Genomic DNA, 18,184 nt, shown 5'->3' with positions numbered 1-18,184 from the left:
CGGCGGAACCTTTCAGCTTGGATCTATGGCCTTCGGGATGCCTCGATCAGACTTGGCCCCAGAGAAGCCAACACCTCGTCGAAGCGTGGGACTGGCGTGCGGTCCTGATCGCCGCCGCGCGCGCCATGCTTGACGGTGTGAATGATCGCCGCGGCCGGGAGATAGACGTTATGGACTTGGCCGATCGGAGTCGTGACGATGTCTCCCGGCCCCAACCACGATGTCTCCACACCTCGCGGGCCTTCGACGGCCAGTACCATCCACCCGGCCTCGACGATGTAGGTTTCCTGTGTGCGATAGTGGACGTGGCTGTTCTGCCATCCATCGTGGCTGGCCCGGGTCAGGATGTAGCCGTTTCCGTCCGAGCTCATCAGCCGGAACCGCACTTCACCTGACTCGAACCGATTGTGATGGGTGCGGACCCCATGTTCCCGGAGCGCCTCGGACGGGCTGATCGCGCCTGCAAGGGGAGGGGTCACCATGTGAAATCCACGGCGGCGAACAGGCAGGCCGCCGACAGGCCGAAGTAGATGTAGATTAGCCACGATGAGGCCGACTTCAGGTGGGCGGTCCGCGGCGCGCGGCGGTGGAAATAGCCGTCAGGCTCGAGTTTCTGGAGTTCCTCCTCAGCAACCGAGTGCCAGTGCTTGAGGCGGCTCGAAGAATGGGCGGTCAGAAAATAGAGCAGAGAGAGCAGGAAGAACACGGCGGCGACGGTGCGTTGGTGCGAGACGGAGCCGAGTCTGAGTTCGGTTTCAAGGACGGCGCCCAGTGCGCCCGCACCGAGGGCAGTGATCGCCACGAGCGCAGCGTGGTTCTGCCAAAGCAACGAGTCCAGGCTGCATTTCACATCGACATAGCCCGCGTAGCGCTGGTTCACATCGGCATATGAATCCGACTGCTTCGGCACCTTGGCGACCATTGTTCCCTCCAAGTTCGTCCGTGTGAGATAACACGGGTTCTCAAAATCCACCTACTCGACGCCACCCTTGGGTTACCCCTCCGACCGATCCTGACGCAGCCGCATGCCAGTCTCCGCTCACCCCATCGGCAGGAGGCGGCATGGCGGACGGATCCCCCCCGGCGCGGGCCAACCCGCGCATCGCCCCGGACGCGGTCTGGGCGCAGGCGCGCGCGGACTATCTGGCGGGCCTGTCGGCGCCGCAGGTGTGCCGGCGGCACGGCGTCGGCCTGAGCACCCTGCGCGACCGCGCCGCGCGCGAGGGCTGGCGTCGCGTCGACCAGCCGTGGACGCCGCCCGACCGGCTGGATCCCGACGACGAGGGCCGCGCGCTGGAGCTCAGCGTCGACGGCGACCTCGACCGCGTCGATCCGCGCCAGCTGTCGTGGGTCGCCGCGCGCCGGATGATGCGGGCGGCGATGCGCGGCGACGCCGTCGAGGCCCTGCGCTGGCGTCGCGTCCGTCTGGCCATGGACGCGGAGGAGGCCGAGCTGGCGCGCTTCCTCGCCGCCGAGGACCAGGCCGGGCGCCGGATCCACGGCGCCCCCGATCCGGACTCTCCGGACTGTCCGGACCCCGTTTTTCCATCCGGTCAGGCCGGCCGCCCGCCCTGAGAACCCAGCTCCTCCCGCAGCCGCGCCTCCAGCGCCGCGCGGTCCTTCGTCTCGCATTCCCACACCGTGACCACCTTCAGCCCCCGGGCCGCCAGCGCCGCCTCGACCCGCGCGTCCCGCGCCTGATTGCGCGCGAACTTGGCGGCCCAGTGCTCCGCATTGTGCACCGGGGTGGTGGTCCGCCTGCAGCCGTGACGGTGCCAGAAGCAGCCGTGGACCAGCACGGCCCACCCCTGCGTCCGGTTGGCGAAGTCCGGCGTGCCGGGCAGGGCGCGCACGTGCTTGCGGTACTTCACCCCGATCGCGCGCAGGGCCTCGCCCGTCCGCGTCTCGGGCGTGGTGCCGGTGGACCGCACGCGGCTCATGGTGCGGCTGGTCTGGGCGTTGAGCGGCTTCACGACGGTCTTGAGCGAATCCCGGCCTTGGGCGTTCCGCCCGCATGGCGAAGGGCGAACTGAAGACCTATCAGGCCAAGCGGCGCTTCGGCGAGACGCCGGAGCCGAAGGGCAGAAAGGGCAAGGCGCGCAAGGCCGGGGGCGCCTATCTGATCCAGCGCCACGCGGCCACCCGCCTGCACTGGGACTTCCGCATCGAGGTCGACGGGGTGCTGAAGTCCTGGGCCGTGACCAAGGCCCCCTCCCGCGATCCCTCGGTCAAGCGGCTGGCGGTGGAGGTCGAGGATCATCCGCTCGACTACGGCGGCTTCGAGGGGACCATCCCGTCGGGCAACTACGGCGCCGGCACGGTGCAGATGTGGGACCGCGGCACGTGGGAACCGCAGCATCCGGAGACCCTGTCGGAAGACTGGGCGCGCGGCTCCATCAAGATGACCCTGTCGGGCGAACGCCTGCAGGGCGGCTGGGCCCTGGTCCGGCTGAAGAGCGACCGGGGCAAGCCGTCGAAGCGCGCCAACTGGCTGCTGATCAAGGAGAAGGACGAGCACGCCGTGCCGGGCGAGGGCGACGCCAATCTGGAGATCGACGCCAGCGTGACCACCGGCCGCTCGCTGGCCGAGATCGCCGGCGGCAGGAAGCGGTGGACCTCGTCGAAACTCGTCGCGAAAAAGGGGCCGAAGAAACCGGAACCCGAGGACCGGGAGGCGAAGCTGACCAGACCGCCCGCCTTCGTCCCGATCCAGCTGTGCAAGGTCGCCGACCATCCCCCGGGCGGCGCCGGCTGGGCGCACGAGATCAAGTTCGACGGCTACCGCGTCCAGATCGCGACCGGCGGCGGCAAGGCGAAGGTCTACACCCGCCGCGGCCACGACTGGTCGGCCAAGTTCCCGGAGCTGGCCGCCGACGCCGCGGACTGGCCCGACGGCGTGATCGACGGCGAGGTCTGCGCCCTGGACGGGGACCACATGCCGAACTTCTCGGCGCTCCAGGCCGCCATCGCCGACGGCAGGACCGCCGACCTCGTCTACTTCGCCTTCGACCTGCTGGCCGAGGGAACCGAGGACCTGCGCCAGCTGCCGCTGGCGCACCGGAAGGCGCGGCTGCAGGCCCATCTGGACCGCGTGCCCAAGGCCGCCGGCAAGCGCGTCCGCTACGTCGACCACTTCGCCACCACCGGTCAGGCCGTGCTGGACAGCGCCTGCCGCATGGATCTGGAAGGCGTCATCTCCAAGAAGCTGGACGCCCCCTACGTCGCGGGTCGCTCCAACACCTGGCTGAAGTCCAAATGCCGGGGCGGGGACGAGGTCGTGATCGGCGGCTGGTCGTCCGAGGGCGGCACGCGGTTCCGCTCCCTGCTGGTCGGCGTGCGCGAAGAGGGCGGCCTGCGCTCCCTCGGCCGCGTCGGCACCGGCTATTCCCAGGCCCTGATGAAGACCCTGCTCCCGGCGCTGAAGGGGGCGGCGTCCGACAGGAACCCCTTCACCGGCAAGGGCGCCCCGCGCGGCGGCAAGGACGTTCACTGGGTCAGGCCCGTGCTGGTCGCCGAGATCGAGCACGGCGGCTACACCGAGGGCGGGACCCTGCGCCACGCCGCGTTCAAGGGCCTGCGCGAGGACAAGCCCGCCGCCGAGGTCACCGAGCGCCCGCAGGCCCCGGCGAAGACCGGCAAGACCTCGGGCGCGCCCGGCCTCCACGTCCCCGGCGAGCCCCCGCCGAAAGCCGGCAAGAAGGGCCGGCTGATCGTCGCCGGCGTGGCCATATCCAATCCGGACAAGATCCTGTGGCCCGCCGTCGACGGCCGCCCGGCGATCACCAAGGGCGAGCTGGCGCGCTACTACGAAATGGCCGCCGACCGCATCCTGCCGCACGTCGCCGACCGCCCCGTCTCCATCATCCGCGCGCCCGACGGCATCACCGGCCAGAAATTCTTCCAGCGTCACGCCATGCCGGGATCCAACCCCCGCCTGAAGCTGATGGACGTGAAGGAGCGCGCGCCCTACGTCGCCGTCGCCGACGTCGGAGGCCTGGTCGCCATCGGCCAGTCCGGCGGGCTGGAGCTGCACCCGTGGGGCTGCGCCCCCGACGATCCCGAGACGCCGGAGCAGATCACCTTCGACCTCGACCCCGACGAGGGCCTCGATTTCGCCGACGTCATCGCGGCCGCGAAGGTGATGAAGAAGGAGTTGGAGGCGCTGGGCCTGAACCCCTTCGTCAAGACCACCGGCGGCAAGGGCCTGCACGTCGTCGTGCCGATCCGGACCGACGCCCGCAGCCGCATCGAATGGGACCAGTGCAAGGCCTTCGCCAAGGCGGTTTCGGAGCGCGTCCGCGTCGCCCGGCCAGATCGCTTCACCACCACCCTCGCCAAGAAGGCGCGCGGCGGAAAGATCTTCCTCGACTACCTGCGCAACGGCCGCATGGCCACCGCCGTCGCGCCCTGGTCTCCGCGCGCCCGGCCCGGCGCCGGCATCGCCTTCCCCCTGTCCTGGGGGCAGGTGAAATCCGGCCTCGACCCCCGCGCCTTCACCCTGCACGACGCCCCGGCCCTGCTGAAGAAGCCCGACCCCTGGGCCGATTTCCGCGCGGGAGCCGTGAGTCTCAGGCCGATCCTGAAGAAGGTCCTCTAGAGCACGCCGGTCCGCTCCACCTCGACCGGCCCCGTCATCAGCACGTGACCGGTCGCCTCGTCCCAGACGATCTCCAGTTCCCCGCCGTCGACGGCCACGGTCGCGGCGCGGTCCGTGAGGCCCCGCCGCGCGCAGGCCACCAGCGCGGCGCAGGCGCCCGTGCCGCACGCTTGGGTCAGCCCGGCGCCCCGCTCCCAGACGCGCAGCCGGATGCGGTCGCGCGCCTCGACGTGGGCGAAGCCGACGTTGACCCCTTCGGGAAACAGCGGATGGTTCTCGATCAGGGAGCCGGCGCCCTGCACGAAGTCGTCGGCGGGCACGCTCTCGGTGAAGAAGACGACGTGCGGATTGCCCATGCTCACCGCGCCCGGAGTGTGCAGCACCGGCGCGTCGATGGGTCCGACCTGCAGCTCGATGCCGCGCGTGTCCATCTCCTCGGCAAGGGGGATCTCGGTCCAGTCCAGTCGCGGGGCGCCCATGTCGACGGTGACCCGGTGGGCGCCGGCGCGCTTCGCGACCGTCGGTCCACCCAGGGTGTCGATGGTGACCCGGTCGCGGCCGCCCGCCTCCATCAGCATCCAGCCGACGCAGCGCAGGGCGTTGCCGCAGGTCTCGACCGTTCCTCCGTCGGCGTTCCACACCCGCATGAAGGCGTCGGCGGTCGGCGAAGGTTCGATGGCGATCAGCTGATCGCATCCCTGACCCGCTGATCGGTCGGCGATCGCCCGCGCCTCGTGCGAGGTCGGCGCAAAGGGCCGCGACAGGGCGTCCACGACCACGAAGTCGTTGCCGCAACCGTTCATCTTGACGAAGGGCCGTCCGCTCATGCGCCCGATATAGAAGCCGGCGGTTCCGGATGCGAGCGACGCGCGTTATGCCGGTCTCATGGCGACCGACGACGCGATCTCCGAGAAGGACGGCCTGCGGCTCAGGGCCCGTCTGCGGGCGCTGTACCACGGCGCCTCGCCCACGGCGGTCCGCTTCCGGGTGGCGGTGCTGGTGATCGACCTGATCATCGTCGCCTTCTTCATCGCCGCCCCGCTGCTGCGGCACCAGCCGCTGGCCTTCTACGTCATCGACTACGTGATCGCCTTCATCCTGGCGGCCGACCTCACGGCGCGGGCCCTGTGCTATTCGGACGTTCGTGACTGGCTGAAGAAGCCGATCGTCTGGATGGACCTGTTCATCCTGGCGACGCTGCTGTTTCCGGCCTGGCTGTTCAACCTCGGCTTCCTGCGCGTCCTGCGCCTGTGGACCCTGATCAACTCCGACTTCTTCTGGCGCACCATCGGCCGGCGCTACGACGACACCCGGGTGGAGGAGGTCACCAAGTCCCTGACGGCCCTGATCACCTTCGTCTTCGTGGCCACGGGCTTCGTCTACACCTTCTTCCTGGAGAAGGCCGAGGGGATGATCGGCTGGATCGACGCCCTGTATTTCACCGTCACCAGCCTGACGACGACGGGATACGGCGACATCCTGCTGCCCGGCGCCTGGGGGCGGATCGTCTCGATCGCCATCATGCTGATGGGCGTGACCCTGTTCGTGCGGCTCGGCCAGACGCTGCTGCGTCCGCACAAGGTCCGCCACCCCTGCGACCGCTGCGGGCTGCAGGTGCACGATCCCGACGCCGTGCACTGCAAGGCCTGCGGCAATCTGCTGTGCATTCCGGACGAGGGGCACCGCTGATCCCGCTTGCCGCCGGGGCGTGCGCCCTTAAGGTGCCCCGCAGTTTCGGGGAGACTTCCATGCTCAAGACCAGGCTCGCGCTGCTCGCCATGACGACCGCCTTCATCCTGCCCGCCGCCGCGCCCGTCCTCGCGCAGGAGGCGGCCGCCGCCGGCTTCGCCCGGTCCGACGCCGCCGACCCCTACCTGTGGCTCGAGGAGGTCGAGGGCGAGCGGGCCATGGCCTGGGTCAAGGCGCAGAACGAGACCAGCCTGGGCACGCTTCAGGGCGATCCCCGCTATCAGCCGTTGCACGATCAGGCCCTGGCCATCCTCGAGGCGCGCGACCGCATCCCCAACCCCGGCTTCGCCACGGGGCTGGAGGGCGAGGCGCAGGGCATCTCCAACTTCTGGCAGGACGCCACCAACGTGCGCGGCCTTTGGCGCATGACGACGGTCGACTCCTACCTGACCGACCAGCCGGAATGGACGACGATCATCGACGTCGACGCCTTGTCGACGGCCGAGAACGCGAACTGGGTCTGGCGCGGCGCCAACTGCCTGTCGCCCGACGACCGGATGTGCCTCGTCACCCTGTCCGACGGCGGCAAGGACGCCGTGACGGTGCGCGAGTTCGACCGCGAGACCCGCACCTTCGTCGAGGGCGGCTTCGTGCTTCCCGAGTCCAAGGGCGGCGTGACCTGGATCGACGAGAACACCCTGCTGATATCGCGCGACTTCGGTCCGGGCACCATGACCACGTCGGGCTATCCGATGGTGGTCAAGCGCTGGACGCGCGGCACGCCGATGGATCAGGCGGTTGAGGTGTTCCGCGGGCAGGAGACCGACGTTTCGGCCTCGGGCTTCACCCTCCGCGATCCGGACGGGACGCTCCGCGCCGTCATGCTTCGGCGCGGCGTCACCTTCTACGAGGGCGAGACCTGGGTCCTGAACGACGACGGCACGACCACGCAGCTGCCGCTGCCGGCAAAGTCCGGCATCTCCGGCTTCGTCGGCGGCAAGGTGATCCTGACCCTCGAACAGGACTGGACCCACGGCGGCCGCGGCTTCAGGACCGGTGATCTCGTGGCCTGGGACCTGGACGGCCTGCTGGGCCGCACCCAGGCGCCCGTCGAGCTGATCCTGCGCCCCACTGATCGCCAGGCCATCGAGGGCGTGACCGTCACCCGCAACCGCGTCGTCGTGGCCCTGTACGACAACGTGCGCGGCGGCCTGATCTCCTATGCGCCCGACGGCGCGGGCGGCTGGACCGCGACGAAGGTCGACCTGCCCGAGAACGTCTCGGTCAACCTCGGCTCCGCCTCGGACCAGGACGACCGCGTCTTCGCCTCGGTGTCCGGCTATCTGACGCCGCAGTCGCTGTGGCTGGTCGACGCCGGCACGGGCGCGGCGAACAGCGTGAAGTCCCTGCCGGCCAAGTTCGACGCCACGGGTCTGGAGGTCCGCCAGTTCGAGGCGACCAGCGCCGATGGCACGAAGATTCCGTACTTCGTGGTGGGCCGCGAGGCGATGGCGACCGACGGGTCCAACCCCACGCTGCTCTACGGGTACGGCGGCTTCCAGTCGTCGCTGCTGCCCGGCTATTCCGCCAACGTGGGCAAGCTGTGGTTGGAGCGGGGCGGCGTCTACGTCATCGCCAACACCCGCGGCGGCGGCGAATTCGGGCCCAACTGGCACCAGTCGGCGCTGCAGGAAAACCGCCAGCGCGCGCACGAGGACTTCCAGGCCGTGGCCATGGACCTGATTGACCGGGGCATCACGTCGCCGCGCCGCCTCGGCATCATGGGCGGCTCGCAGGGCGGCCTGTTCATGGGCGCCATGCTGACCCAGCGTCCGGACCTGATCAACGCGGCCGTCATCCAGGTGCCGCTGTTCGACATGCTGCGCTTCCACAAGCTGCTGGCGGGCGCCAGCTGGATCGCGGAATACGGCAACCCGGACATTCCCGAAGAGCGCGCCTGGATCGCGGCCTATTCGCCGTACCAGAACCTGCGCGCGGGGCAGCCCTATCCGCAGGTTTTCATCCACACCTCGACCAAGGACGACCGCGTCCACCCCGGCCACGCCCGCAAGGCCGCGGCCCGGATGCAGGAGCTGGGCTACGACGTCCTGTTCTACGAGAACACCGACGGCGGCCACGCGGCGGGCGCCAACCTGCGCGAGACGGCGCGACGTCTGGCGCTGGAATACACCTATCTGACGCGGCGGCTGATGGATTGATCCGGGAAGCCCTCCCCCCCTCGAGGGGGGGCAGGGAGTCGATCGGGGTTCGAACAGACAAGTCTTGGAGTTCTCATGCGCGCCCTCCTTCTCACAGCCTCGGCCTTGGCCCTGACCGCCTGCGCCTCGCCGCAGATTCAGGCGCCGATGGTCGATCCGGACACGGTTGCCCGCCCTCTGGCGATGCCCCGGACTCCCCCGCCGCACTTCCCCGCCGACCTTTCCCCCGAGGGCGTCGCCGCCGCCGACGACCATCTGGCGCTGGAGCAGGTGGACGGGGCCGAGGCCATGGCCTTCGTGCGTCAGTCCAACGAGAAGGCGCTGGCCGTCCTGACCGGCGACCCGCGCTACGAGACTTTCCGCGCCGAGGCCGAGGCGATCCTGACGGCGACGGACCGCATCCCGGCGCCGTCCTTCCTCGGCGAGGGCATCGGCAATTTCTGGCAGGACGCGGCCAATCCCAAGGGCGTCTGGCGCCGCACGACGCTGGACTCCTACGCCTCGGCCGACACGCGTTGGGAGACCCTGCTGGACATCGACGCCCTCGCGCGGTCGGAAGGCAAGGACTGGGTCTTCAAGGGCGCCTCGTGCCTCGCGCCGGACGAGACTCGCTGCCTGATCTCGCTCTCGGACGGCGGCAAGGACGCCGTGGTCGTGCGCGAGTTCGACCTGACCACGAAGGCCTTCGTGGCCGACGGCTTCGTCCTGCCCGAGGGCAAGCACCGCCTCAGCTGGCTGGACGCCGACACGCTTCTGGTCGCCACCGACTTCGGACCGGGCACCCTGACCGAAAGCGGCTATCCCTACATCGTCAAGTCGCTCAGGCGCGGCCAGACCCTGGCCCAGGCGACCGAGGTCTATCGCGGGGCCCAATCCGACGGCGGCTACGGCGTCTCCGCCTCCGTGTTCCGCGACGCCGAGGGCGCGGTGCAGGCGGTGATCTTCAACCGCCCGCTGGACACCTTCCGCAGCGAGCGGTGGTGGTGGCGCGACGGCCAACCGGTGAAGCTGGGCCTGCCGGAGCGCGCTTCGCTGCACGGAGTCATGGGGAAAGGGGAGGGCGCAGAGCTCGTCTTCACCGCCGAAGAGGCCTGGACATACCGGATGTTCCAGTCGTCCGAGAGGCCCACCGAAGGTGAAGCCGTTCCAGCTGGCGCCCTGCTCTCCGTCGATCTTGAGAATCTGGTGCCGCTGGAATCGCCCGGAACCGGGGAGGTCGTCGAGACGATCACCCTGGACTCGGAGGTGATCTTCGAGCCGGGACCGAGGCAGTCCGTCGAGGACGTCCGCGTGATGAACGACCACGTGCTGGTCGCCTACTCCGACAACGTGGTGGGCCGTGTCGCGCGGTTTCAGGACCGCGGCGAGTTCGCTTGGGAACGCCAGGAAGTCACTGTCGCCGCCAACAGCGCGATCGGGCTTGGAGACTCTTCGAGAAAATCCGGCCGCGTCTTCGTCTCGGCCCAAGGCTTTCTGACGCCCCCGTCCCTCGGTCTGCTCACGCCGACGGACACCGCCCCTCGCCCTCTCCGCGCCGCGTCGCCCAAGTTCGACGCCTCTACCCACGTGGTGGGGCAGTTCGAGGCCACGTCCACGGACGGCACGAAGATCCCCTATTTCGTCGTCATGCCGCGCGATCTGCGCATGGACGGTTCGGCCCCGACCATCCTGTTCGGCTACGGCGGGTTCCAGGTCAGCTTCCCGCCCGCCTACAAGCCCGAAATGGGCAAGCTGTGGCTGGAGAACGGCGGCGTCTTCGTCCAGGCCAACATCCGCGGCGGGGGCGAGTTCGGCCCCGGCTGGCACCAGGCCGTGCTGAAGGAAAACCGCCAGCTGGCCTTCGACGACTTCGCGGCCGTGGCCCAGGACCTGATCGACCGCGGCATCACCAGCCCGCGCCGGCTGGGCATCTACGGCCGGTCCAACGGCGGCGTCCTCACCTCGGTGTCGATCACCCAGCATCCGGAGCTGTTCAACGCCGCGGTGATCGAGAGCCCGCTGATCGACATGCTGCGCTACCATCTGCTGCCCGCAGGCGCCTCGTGGATCGGCGAATACGGCGACCCGCGCATTCCGGAAGAAGCCGCCTTCATCGCGCGCTATTCCGCCTATCAGCAGCTGCGCCCCGACGTGGACTATCCGCGCGTCTACATCACGACCAACACGCGGGACGACCGCGTGCATCCGGGCCATTCACGCAAGTTCGCGGCGCGGCTGGCGGCGCAGGGGCACGACCACCTCTATTTCGAGGACACGTCCGGCGGCCACTCCAACGACGCCGACCCGGTCGCCAACGCCCGTCGATGGGCCCGGCACTACGTCTATCTGGCCCAGCAGCTGATGGATTGATCCCCGTCTTGATCCACAGGGGTCACGGACCCCTCACGGGATTATGAGCGGCGCCGGGCGGCGGGGACGCTAGGGTCCCCGCCCATGAGGATCGGGGGCGTCATCGCCGCGGCCTGCGCCGCGCTGGTTCTGGGGGGCGCGCAGACGTCGGCCCAGACGGGCGCGCGCGCGTCCGTCGCCGCCGACGCGCCTGTGGTGGTCGAGCTGTTCACCGCCCAGGGCTGCGCCGGCTGTCCCGAGGCCAATGGCGTGGTGGAGCCACTGGCCGACGAGGCGGGGGTGATCCTGCTGACTTGGCCCGTCGACTACTGGGACTGGATGGGTTGGCGCGACACCCTGGCCAAGCCGGCCTTCAGCGCCCGCCAGCGCGAGTACGTCGAGGCCCTGCGCCTGCGCGCGCCCGCCACGCCGCAGCTCATCGTCGACGGGCGCCGCACGGTTGCGGCCACGCCCGGCCTGCTGGAGGTCGCCGTGGCCGAAGCCGCCGCCGACGGCGACGCGCCGCCCCGGGTGGCCTTCGGAGCGGACGCCGTGCGCATCGGCGCCGGGCGCCCGCCGACCGGGGGCGCCGACGTCGTGGCGGTCGTCTTCACCCCCGGCGTCCAGAGCGTGCGGGTGGGCAGCGGCGACAACCGCGGCAAGACGGTGCGGCAGGTCAACGTCGTGCGCTCGGTGGTGCGCCTCGGCCCGTGGTCCGGCGGGTCGCGGTCCTATGCCCTGCCGGACGGCCTCGACGCGGACGACGGCGTGGCCGTGCTGGTCCAGTCGCGGCAGGACCGCAGGATCCTCGGCGCCGCGCGGCGCTGAATCAGCTTCCATCACTGGCGCGGCTTGCGCCCGTCCGCTGTCACGGCATGATGGTCGGTGAACGGGGAGTTGTGGCATGGGCGTGCGCGCGGGACTGAAAGCCGGTCTGACGGCGCTCCTGCTTTGGGCCGCCACGGCGGTCGGCGCCGTCGCTCAGGATGAGCCGGGCGCCGCCCGGGGCGTGGCGCGGCTGGCCACCGCGGCCCAGCTGGCCGACTGGGGCCGCGAGCGCGACGACCCCGGCGCCCTGATCCTCGCCGCGCGCATGGTCGGCGAGGTGCCCGTGCGCGCCCAGGGCGAGGCCGCCCCCTTCTTCACCGCCGACGCCCTGCTGGACGAGGCGCTGGCCATGGCCGACGGCGACCCGGCCTATGCCGCCGCCATCGCCGTGGTGCGTCAGGATCCGACTCGCGGCGTCGTCTCCAGCCCCTATGGGGACGGCCCGATCGCCACGGTGAAGACCATGCGGGCGCGCGAGGCCTATGGCTTCGACGCGGTGGCGCGGCCGAACGAGATTCTTCGCGTGGCGGGCATCGGCGACGGCGACGCCCCGCTCGATCTGGTGGTGCGCGAGGGGAACCGGGTTCTCTGCCGTAGCGGACTGGTGGACCACTATCCCGTCTGCACCGTCCGCCCCCGGACGGGTCGCGTGCGCATCGAGGTGACCAACGGCGGGGCGATCTGGACGCGCGTCCAGATCCTGAGCAATTGATGCGCGGGCTGGCCCACCTCGCCGCCGGATTGGCGGCGGTCGTCCTGTTGGCCGGCCCGGCCGGATCTCAGGACCCCGACAACTCGCCGGAGGCGTTGCGCGCCGAGGCCTGGGAGGCGGCCCAGTGGGCCATGGCGTCCGACGCCGCCGACGCCCTCGCCCGCGTGTCCGCCCGCTATGCCGAGGGGCAGGGCGAGCTGGGCGAGTTGGCCGAGCGCCGCGAGCGGCTGCTGGCCGAGCGCGACGCGCAGGAGCGCGAACTGGCCACGCTGTACGGCACGGACGGCGAGACCGCGCGCGCCCGCCGCGCCGAGCTGACCGACGCCTACGAGGCCGGGCTGGACGCCCTGAAGACCGTCGAGGCCCAGATCGACGCCCGCTTCCCCGCCTACGCCGAACTGGTCGCCCCGCGGGCCCTGTCGGTCGAGGAGACCCAGGCCCTGCTGAACCCCGACGAGGCCCTTCTGCTGATCCTCGTCAATCCGGAGGCGACCTACGTCTGGGGCGTCTCGCGCGACCGGATCGTCTGGGCCCGCGCGGCGGATCTGGGCGAAGCGGAGATGACGCGCTCCGTCGGCCGGCTGCGCTCCACCCTCACCACCGCCGGCGCGCGCCGCGACGAGGGAGATCCGACGGTCGACCCCATGATCTGGGCCGGGCGCGGCGGACTGACCTTCGACCGGGCCGAGGCGCACCGGCTCTACAAGGCGCTGATCGAGCCGGTGGAGAGCGCCTTCGAGGGCAAGACCACCCTGCTGTCGGTGGTGTCCGGCCCGTTGACGGGCCTGCCCCTCGCCGTCCTGTCCACCGCGGCGCCCGGGACCGCCGACGACGCCGGCTGGCTGATCGACCGCTACGCCCTGGCCACCCTGCCGGCCGCGTCCAGCCTGAAGTCCCTGCGCTGCCATCTGGTCGTCGGCCCGGCCCGCCACCCCGGGTGCCCTCCCGCCCTGTCGGCGGGCCCCGGAACGCGGGACGTCGGCGCGCGCCTGCCGCTGGTCGCTTACGGCGCGCCGACGCTGGGCGGCGCGGCAGTGTCCGGCCCGCGCGGGGCCCCGACCGACGCCGACGCCGTCCGGGGCGACGGTCCGCTGGCCGACCCCGCAAAGCTGCGCGCCCTGCCGTCCCTGCCCGGCTCGAAGGCCGAGCTGGAGGCACTGTCGGCCAGCTATCCTTCGGGCGTCGTCCGCATCGGCGCCGCCGCCACCGAGACGGCCGTCAAGTCGACCGACGCCGTGGCCCTGTCGCGCGCCCGCTTCGTCGTCTTCTCCACCCACGGCCTCATGGCGGGGTCGGCTTTCGCCGAACCCGGACTGGTGTTGACCCCGCCCGAGACGGCCAGCGCGATCGACGACGGCTATCTGACGGCGTCCGAGGCGGCGGGCCTGCGGCTGAACGCCGACCTCGTCGTCCTCTCGGCCTGCAACACCGCGGCGCCCGATGGTCGTCCGGGGGCGGAAGGACTGTCGGGTCTGGCCCGCGCCTTCTTCTACGCCGGCGGTCGCGCGGTTCTGGTGTCGCATTGGGCCGTGTCGGACCAGGCCACGCAGGCCCTGATCGGCCGCACCTTTTCCGGTCTCGACGCCCTCGGCGCCGACCCCGCCGCCCGCGCCCGCGCGCTGCGCGACGCCTCTCTGGCCGTGCGCGCCGAACCGCGCTGGCGGCACCCGGCCTACTGGGCGGCCTTCACGCTGGTCGGGGCTCCCTAGGCCCCCGCCTTCCTCGCGAAACTCCACGCCGCGTCGGCCAGCAGCGGGACCTGGGCGGCCATGGACTTCGCGTGGGCGCTGGCGGCGGTGCCGTCCCGGACGCGGCCCGCGATGCCCTGACAGATCGCCGCCAGCCGGAACAGGTTGTAGGCGAACAGCCAGTCGAGATTGGTCGGCGGGGCGATGCCGGCCTTCCCGGCATAGCGGGCGGCGGTCTCCTCGACGGAGGGGATGCCCAGCGCCGCGACGTCGACGCCCGCCAGCCCGTTCCGCTGCGTCGCCGGAATGACCCAGGCGATCAGCAGATAGGAAAAGTCCGCCATCGGATCCCCCAGCGTCGACAGCTCCCAGTCCAGCACCGCGCGCACGTCCGGCGTGTCGGGCGCGAGAATCAGGTTGTCCAGCCGGAAGTCGCCGTGGACGATCCGCGTCGGCCCCTGCGGCGGCAGGGTGGCGGGCAGGAAGTCGATCAGCCGGTCCATCGCCGGGATCGGATCGATCTCCGAAGCCCGGTACTGCTTGGTCCAGCGCCCGACCTGCCGCTCGAAATAGTTGCCCGGCTTGCCGTAATCCGACAGGCCGATCTCCGCGGGATCGAAGGCGTGGAGCGCCGCCAGCGTGTCGACCTGGGCGTCGTAGATCGCGCGGCGTTCCGCCGGGCTCATGCCGGGCAGCTTCAGGTCCCACAGAACCCGCCCCTCGACCTTTTCCATGACGTAGAACATCGAGCCCACGACCGCGTCGTCCGTGCACAGAGCATAAGGGCGCGCCACCGGGAAACCCTGCGCGTGCAAGGCGGAGATCACGGTGAACTCCCGGTCCACGGCGTGCGCGCTGGCCAGCAGCGTGCCGGGCGGCTTGCGACGCAGCACGTAGGTCCGGTCGGGCGTGGTCAGCTCGTAGGTCGGATTGGACTGGCCTCCCTTGAACTGCCGGATCGTCAGGGGCCCGCCGTAGCCCTCGACGTTCGCCGCCAACCAGGCGTCCAGCGCGCCGGAATCCAGCGCGTGGCGCGGATCGACCTCGCGTGTGCCGGAGAAGGTGGACTGGGCATCCGTCTGCGAAGCGTCTGTCATGGCACGGCGACGATGGCCGCCTTCACCGCCGCGCGCCAGCCCTTCAGCAGGCGATCACGCTCGTCCGCCCCCATCCGGGGCTGCCACCGCGCCGGCGCCTCCACCGGGTGGTCCTCCAGGTCGCCGATCAGGCCGACGCCCAGAGCCGCGAGCTTGGCCGCGCCCAGCGCCGTCATCTCCTGAAACGCCGGGCGCTCGACCGTCACGCCGCAGACGTCGGCGACGAACTGCATGGCCCAGGCGTTGGCCGTGACGCCGCCGTCGACCTTCAGCACCTCCAGCGGCGGGGCCCCGTCCTTCTCCAGCGCGTCCAGCAGGTCGCGGGTCTGATAGGCCAGGCTCTCCAGCGCCGCCCGCACGAAATGCGCCGGACCCGAATCGCGCGTCAGCCCGACCACGGCCCCGCGCACGTCCGGCGCCCACCACGGCGCGCCCAGTCCCGTGAACCCCGGCACCAGATAGACCCCGCCGTTGTCCTTCAGCCCCTGCGCCATCGCCTCGGAGCGCCGGCTCTCCTCCAGCACGCCCAGGCCGTCGCGCAGCCACTGGATCGCCGACCCCGCCGAGAAGATCGACCCTTCCAGCGCATAGGCGACCTGACCGGCGGCGGCGTAGCCCAGCGTGCCCAGCAACCGGCTGCTCGAGGCCACGGGCGTCGCGCCGACGTTGGCGACCAGAAACGCCCCGGTGCCGTAGGTGATCTTGGCCTCGCCCGGCTTGAGCGCGCCGTGGCCGACCAGCGCCGCCTGCTGATCGCCCGCCGCGCCATGGATCGGCAGGGCCGCGCCCAGCGCCGACGCCTCGCACATGCCCAGCAGGGCGGCGCAGCCGCGGATCTCGGGCAGGGCCGCCATGGGCACGCCGAAAAGGTCGCAAAGGTCGGCGCGCCATTCCCGCGTCGTCAGCTCCATCAGCGAGGTCCGGCTCGCGTTCGTCGCGTCGGTGACGTGGCTGGCCCCGCCCGTCAGCTTCCAGATCAGCCAGCACTCGATGGTGCCCAGCTTGACCTCGCCGGCCTCCGAACGCGCGCGCGCGCCCGGCACTGCGTCCAGCAGCCAAGCATATTTCGAGGCGCTGAAGTACGGGTCAAGGATCAGGCCCGTCGCCGCCTGCACCCCGGGCTCCTCGCCCGCCGCCGCCAGCTTGCCGGTCGCGTCCGCCGTGCGCCGGTCCTGCCAGACGATCGCCCTGTGCAGCGGCTCGCCGGTGGCGGCGTCCCACATCACGGAGGTCTCGCGCTGGTTCGTGATGCCCACGGCGGCGAAGCGGCCGACGCCGCCGGCCTTGCGGATCACCTCGCGGCACGTCTGCAGCGTCGCGTTCCAGATTTCGCCCGCGTCGTGCTCGACCCAGCCCGGGTGCGGAAAGTGCTGCGCCAGCTCGATCTGGCTGACCGCGACCGGGCGAAGGCCCCCTTCCGGCGCGGTCTCGAAGGCGATGGCGCGCGTCGAGGTGGTGCCCTGGTCGATGGCGAGGATCAGTTTGCTCATTCCGGCACCTTACGCGCGGCTTCGCCGTCGGGTTAAGTGCGCGCATGCACACCGCCTCCTTCGACGGCGTCCGCGACGCCGCCCGCCAGCTGTCCGGCGTCGCCGTGCGCACGCCGCTGATCGAAAGCCCCGCGCTGAACGACCGCCTCGGCGGGCGGGTGCTCCTGAAGTGCGAGAACCTGCAGCGGGCCGGCGCCTTCAAGTTCCGCGGCGCATACAACCGCATCAGCCGCCTCAGCCCCGACGAGCTGAAGCGCGGCGTCGTCGCCTACTCCTCCGGCAACCACGCCCAGGCGGTGGCGGCGGCGGCCAGGATGATGGGGACGTCCGCCGTCATCGTCATGCCGGCCGACAGCCCGCGCGTGAAGGTCGAGGGCGTCCTGTCCTTCGGCGGCGAGGTGCGCAGCTACGACCGCTATCGCGAAAGCCGCGAGGCCATCGGCGAGGAGATCGCGGCCACGCGCGGCAGCGTGCTGGTCCGCCCCTTCGACGACCCCTTCGTCATCGAGGGGCAGGGCACCACGGGGCTGGAGATCGTGGAGCAGGCGACCGGGATCGGCGCGGAGATCGACCAGTTGCTGTGCGGCGCCTCAGGCGGCGGTCTGATCGCCGGGATCAACCTGACCATGGCGGCGCTGAAGCCCGACGTGCCGGTGATCGGGGTCGAGCCCGCGGCCTATGACGACACGCGCCGCTCGTTGGCGGCCGGCGAGCGCATGACCCATCCGCCGGTGGACAAGCCGTCCATCTGCGACGCCCTGATGACCGACCGGCCGGGCGAGCTGACCTTTCCCGTCAACCGGCGCCTGCGCGAGGTCGTGACCGTCACCGACGCCGAGGTGGCCGAGGCCGTGCGCGTCGCCTTCCGTACGTTGAAGCTGGTGGTCGAGCCCGGCGGCGCGGTGTCTCTTGCCGCGCTGCTGGCCGGCAGGGTCGACGCCCGCGACCGCACCACCGCGATCGTCCTGTCAGGCGGCAACGTCGACCCCGGCCTGTTCTCCGACATCATCCAGGAGCGCTTCGTCCCATGACCAAGCCCAGCGAGCTGCAATCCCTGATCGGCCAGGAGGTCGGGGTCTCGAAATGGTTCGAGGTCGACCAGGCCCGTATCGACGCCTTCGCGAAGATCACCGAGGACGAGCAGTTCATCCACGTCGATCCGCAGGCGGCGAAGGCGACGCCCTTCGGCGGCACGATCGCCCATGGCTTCCTGACCCTCAGCCTCGCCTCGGCCATGAGCTACGACGCGGTGAAGCCGCTGGAGGGCGTGGTGATGGGCGTCAACTACGGCTTCGACAAGCTGCGGTTCTTGGCCCCCGTGCCGGCGGGGTCGAAGATCCGGGGACGGTTCAAGCTCCTGTCCGCCGAGGACAAGGGCGGCGGCCGCTGGCTGCTGAAGCACGAGCTGACGGTCGAGATCGAGGGAGCCGACAAGCCGGCCCTGATCGCCGAGTGGCTGGGGATGCAGATCGTTTCCTGACGGGTGGCGTCTTCCGGCGGCATGGTCGATAAAGCCTTTCCCGCTCACTCTCGGCA

At 71.0% G+C, this 18,184-nt stretch carries 16 protein-coding genes; 10 read left to right on the top strand and 6 right to left on the bottom strand.

From position 1 onward, the window contains the following. Window positions 1-23: 23 nt before the first annotated feature. Together EFJ44_RS02465 and EFJ44_RS02460 are read right to left on the bottom strand one after the other, a co-directional pair. Window positions 24-482 carry a hypothetical protein gene (locus EFJ44_RS02465; RefSeq protein WP_125255598.1) on the bottom strand — a complete coding sequence of 153 codons (459 nt, stop codon included), beginning with the start codon at window positions 480-482 and terminating at the stop codon, window positions 24-26. Then, entirely contained in the window at window positions 476-922 is a 447-nt protein-coding gene (locus EFJ44_RS02460) for a hypothetical protein (protein ID WP_125255597.1), read from the bottom strand. Before EFJ44_RS02460 ends, EFJ44_RS02465 begins: the two co-directional genes overlap by 7 nt. 140 nt (window positions 923-1,062) lie before the next feature. Between EFJ44_RS02460 and EFJ44_RS02455 the strand changes: the two genes are divergently transcribed. Then, complete coding sequence (locus tag EFJ44_RS02455; protein WP_125255596.1) at window positions 1,063-1,575, top strand: hypothetical protein; 513 nt, start codon at window positions 1,063-1,065, stop codon at window positions 1,573-1,575. On the opposite strand, the gene EFJ44_RS02450 is transcribed toward EFJ44_RS02455, so the two are convergent. Then, a complete protein-coding gene (locus EFJ44_RS02450) occupies window positions 1,554-1,973 on the bottom strand; it encodes a very short patch repair endonuclease (protein WP_125255595.1) in 420 nt (139 codons plus the stop codon). The two genes, EFJ44_RS02455 and EFJ44_RS02450, sit on opposite strands and share 22 nt — an antisense overlap. Before the next feature lie 41 nt (window positions 1,974-2,014). Between EFJ44_RS02450 and ligD the strand changes: the two genes are divergently transcribed. Further along, the gene (gene ligD, locus EFJ44_RS02445) at window positions 2,015-4,597 is read left to right on the top strand and encodes a DNA ligase D (protein WP_125255594.1); all 2,583 of its coding nucleotides are present in this window, start codon (window positions 2,015-2,017) and stop codon (window positions 4,595-4,597) included. Here the strand turns inward: ligD and dapF are convergent. After that, entirely contained in the window at window positions 4,594-5,424 is an 831-nt protein-coding gene (gene dapF / locus EFJ44_RS02440; RefSeq protein ID WP_125255593.1) for a diaminopimelate epimerase, read from the bottom strand. The two genes, ligD and dapF, sit on opposite strands and share 4 nt — an antisense overlap. Before the next feature lie 58 nt (window positions 5,425-5,482). Between dapF and EFJ44_RS02435 the strand changes: the two genes are divergently transcribed. From EFJ44_RS02435 to EFJ44_RS02410, 6 genes are all read left to right on the top strand, one after another. Next, window positions 5,483-6,286 (top strand): potassium channel family protein, encoded by an 804-nt coding sequence (locus EFJ44_RS02435; RefSeq protein ID WP_125255592.1) that lies wholly within the window; start codon window positions 5,483-5,485, stop codon window positions 6,284-6,286. Between the two features lie 59 nt (window positions 6,287-6,345). Next, window positions 6,346-8,505 carry a prolyl oligopeptidase family serine peptidase gene (locus EFJ44_RS02430; RefSeq protein WP_125255591.1) on the top strand — a complete coding sequence of 720 codons (2,160 nt, stop codon included), beginning with the start codon at window positions 6,346-6,348 and terminating at the stop codon, window positions 8,503-8,505. A 75-nt stretch (window positions 8,506-8,580) separates the two neighbouring features. Then, window positions 8,581-10,854, top strand: coding sequence for a prolyl oligopeptidase family serine peptidase (locus tag EFJ44_RS02425; RefSeq protein WP_125255590.1), 2,274 nt, complete (start codon window positions 8,581-8,583; stop codon window positions 10,852-10,854). 84 nt (window positions 10,855-10,938) lie between these two features. Then, entirely contained in the window at window positions 10,939-11,661 is a 723-nt protein-coding gene (locus EFJ44_RS02420) for a DUF1223 domain-containing protein (protein WP_125255589.1), read from the top strand. 76 nt (window positions 11,662-11,737) lie between these two features. Continuing rightward, window positions 11,738-12,373 carry a hypothetical protein gene (locus EFJ44_RS02415; RefSeq protein ID WP_125255588.1) on the top strand — a complete coding sequence of 212 codons (636 nt, stop codon included), beginning with the start codon at window positions 11,738-11,740 and terminating at the stop codon, window positions 12,371-12,373. Next, a complete protein-coding gene (locus tag EFJ44_RS02410) occupies window positions 12,373-14,082 on the top strand; it encodes a CHAT domain-containing protein (protein WP_125255587.1) in 1,710 nt (569 codons plus the stop codon). Before EFJ44_RS02415 ends, EFJ44_RS02410 begins: the two co-directional genes overlap by 1 nt. Here the strand turns inward: EFJ44_RS02410 and EFJ44_RS02405 are convergent. Both EFJ44_RS02405 and glpK read right to left on the bottom strand, forming a co-directional pair. Continuing rightward, window positions 14,079-15,158 carry a phosphotransferase family protein gene (locus tag EFJ44_RS02405; RefSeq protein ID WP_125255586.1) on the bottom strand — a complete coding sequence of 360 codons (1,080 nt, stop codon included), beginning with the start codon at window positions 15,156-15,158 and terminating at the stop codon, window positions 14,079-14,081. The genes EFJ44_RS02410 and EFJ44_RS02405 overlap by 4 nt on opposite strands. Next, window positions 15,155-16,648 (bottom strand): glycerol kinase GlpK, encoded by a 1,494-nt coding sequence (glpK, locus tag EFJ44_RS02400; protein WP_125255585.1) that lies wholly within the window; start codon window positions 16,646-16,648, stop codon window positions 15,155-15,157. Before glpK ends, EFJ44_RS02405 begins: the two co-directional genes overlap by 4 nt. 44 nt (window positions 16,649-16,692) lie before the next feature. Here glpK and EFJ44_RS02395 point away from each other — a divergent pair, with 44 nt between their 5' ends. Beyond that, complete coding sequence (locus EFJ44_RS02395) at window positions 16,693-17,679, top strand: threonine ammonia-lyase (protein ID WP_125255584.1); 987 nt, start codon at window positions 16,693-16,695, stop codon at window positions 17,677-17,679. Next, a complete protein-coding gene (locus tag EFJ44_RS02390) occupies window positions 17,676-18,128 on the top strand; it encodes a MaoC family dehydratase (protein ID WP_125255583.1) in 453 nt (150 codons plus the stop codon). The genes EFJ44_RS02395 and EFJ44_RS02390 overlap by 4 nt, the downstream gene beginning before the upstream one ends. Window positions 18,129-18,184 lie beyond the last annotated feature (56 nt).

This window comes from Brevundimonas fluminis, from assembly GCF_003934285.1.
GTDB lineage: Bacteria > Pseudomonadota > Alphaproteobacteria > Caulobacterales > Caulobacteraceae > Brevundimonas > Brevundimonas fluminis.
Note: the sequence above shows the minus strand (reverse complement) of the source record. Positions and strands in the feature narration are given on the sequence as shown.

Excerpts from the sequence above, each read along its gene's own strand:
- EFJ44_RS02465 (WP_125255598.1), bottom strand. The coding sequence starts at position 482 with ATGGTGACCCCTCCCCTTGCAGGCGCGATCAGCCCGTCCGAGGCGCTC.
- EFJ44_RS02460 (WP_125255597.1), bottom strand. The coding sequence starts at position 922 with ATGGTCGCCAAGGTGCCGAAGCAGTCGGATTCATATGCCGATGTGAAC.
- EFJ44_RS02455 (WP_125255596.1), top strand. The coding sequence starts at position 1,063 with ATGGCGGACGGATCCCCCCCGGCGCGGGCCAACCCGCGCATCGCCCCG.
- ligD (WP_125255594.1), top strand. The coding sequence starts at position 2,015 with ATGGCGAAGGGCGAACTGAAGACCTATCAGGCCAAGCGGCGCTTCGGC.
- dapF (WP_125255593.1), bottom strand. The coding sequence starts at position 5,424 with ATGAGCGGACGGCCCTTCGTCAAGATGAACGGTTGCGGCAACGACTTC.
- EFJ44_RS02435 (WP_125255592.1), top strand. The coding sequence starts at position 5,483 with ATGGCGACCGACGACGCGATCTCCGAGAAGGACGGCCTGCGGCTCAGG.
- EFJ44_RS02430 (WP_125255591.1), top strand. The coding sequence starts at position 6,346 with ATGCTCAAGACCAGGCTCGCGCTGCTCGCCATGACGACCGCCTTCATC.
- EFJ44_RS02425 (WP_125255590.1), top strand. The coding sequence starts at position 8,581 with ATGCGCGCCCTCCTTCTCACAGCCTCGGCCTTGGCCCTGACCGCCTGC.
- EFJ44_RS02420 (WP_125255589.1), top strand. The coding sequence starts at position 10,939 with ATGAGGATCGGGGGCGTCATCGCCGCGGCCTGCGCCGCGCTGGTTCTG.
- EFJ44_RS02415 (WP_125255588.1), top strand. The coding sequence starts at position 11,738 with ATGGGCGTGCGCGCGGGACTGAAAGCCGGTCTGACGGCGCTCCTGCTT.
- EFJ44_RS02410 (WP_125255587.1), top strand. The coding sequence starts at position 12,373 with ATGCGCGGGCTGGCCCACCTCGCCGCCGGATTGGCGGCGGTCGTCCTG.
- EFJ44_RS02405 (WP_125255586.1), bottom strand. The coding sequence starts at position 15,158 with ATGACAGACGCTTCGCAGACGGATGCCCAGTCCACCTTCTCCGGCACA.
- glpK (WP_125255585.1), bottom strand. The coding sequence starts at position 16,648 with ATGAGCAAACTGATCCTCGCCATCGACCAGGGCACCACCTCGACGCGC.
- EFJ44_RS02395 (WP_125255584.1), top strand. The coding sequence starts at position 16,693 with ATGCACACCGCCTCCTTCGACGGCGTCCGCGACGCCGCCCGCCAGCTG.
- EFJ44_RS02390 (WP_125255583.1), top strand. The coding sequence starts at position 17,676 with ATGACCAAGCCCAGCGAGCTGCAATCCCTGATCGGCCAGGAGGTCGGG.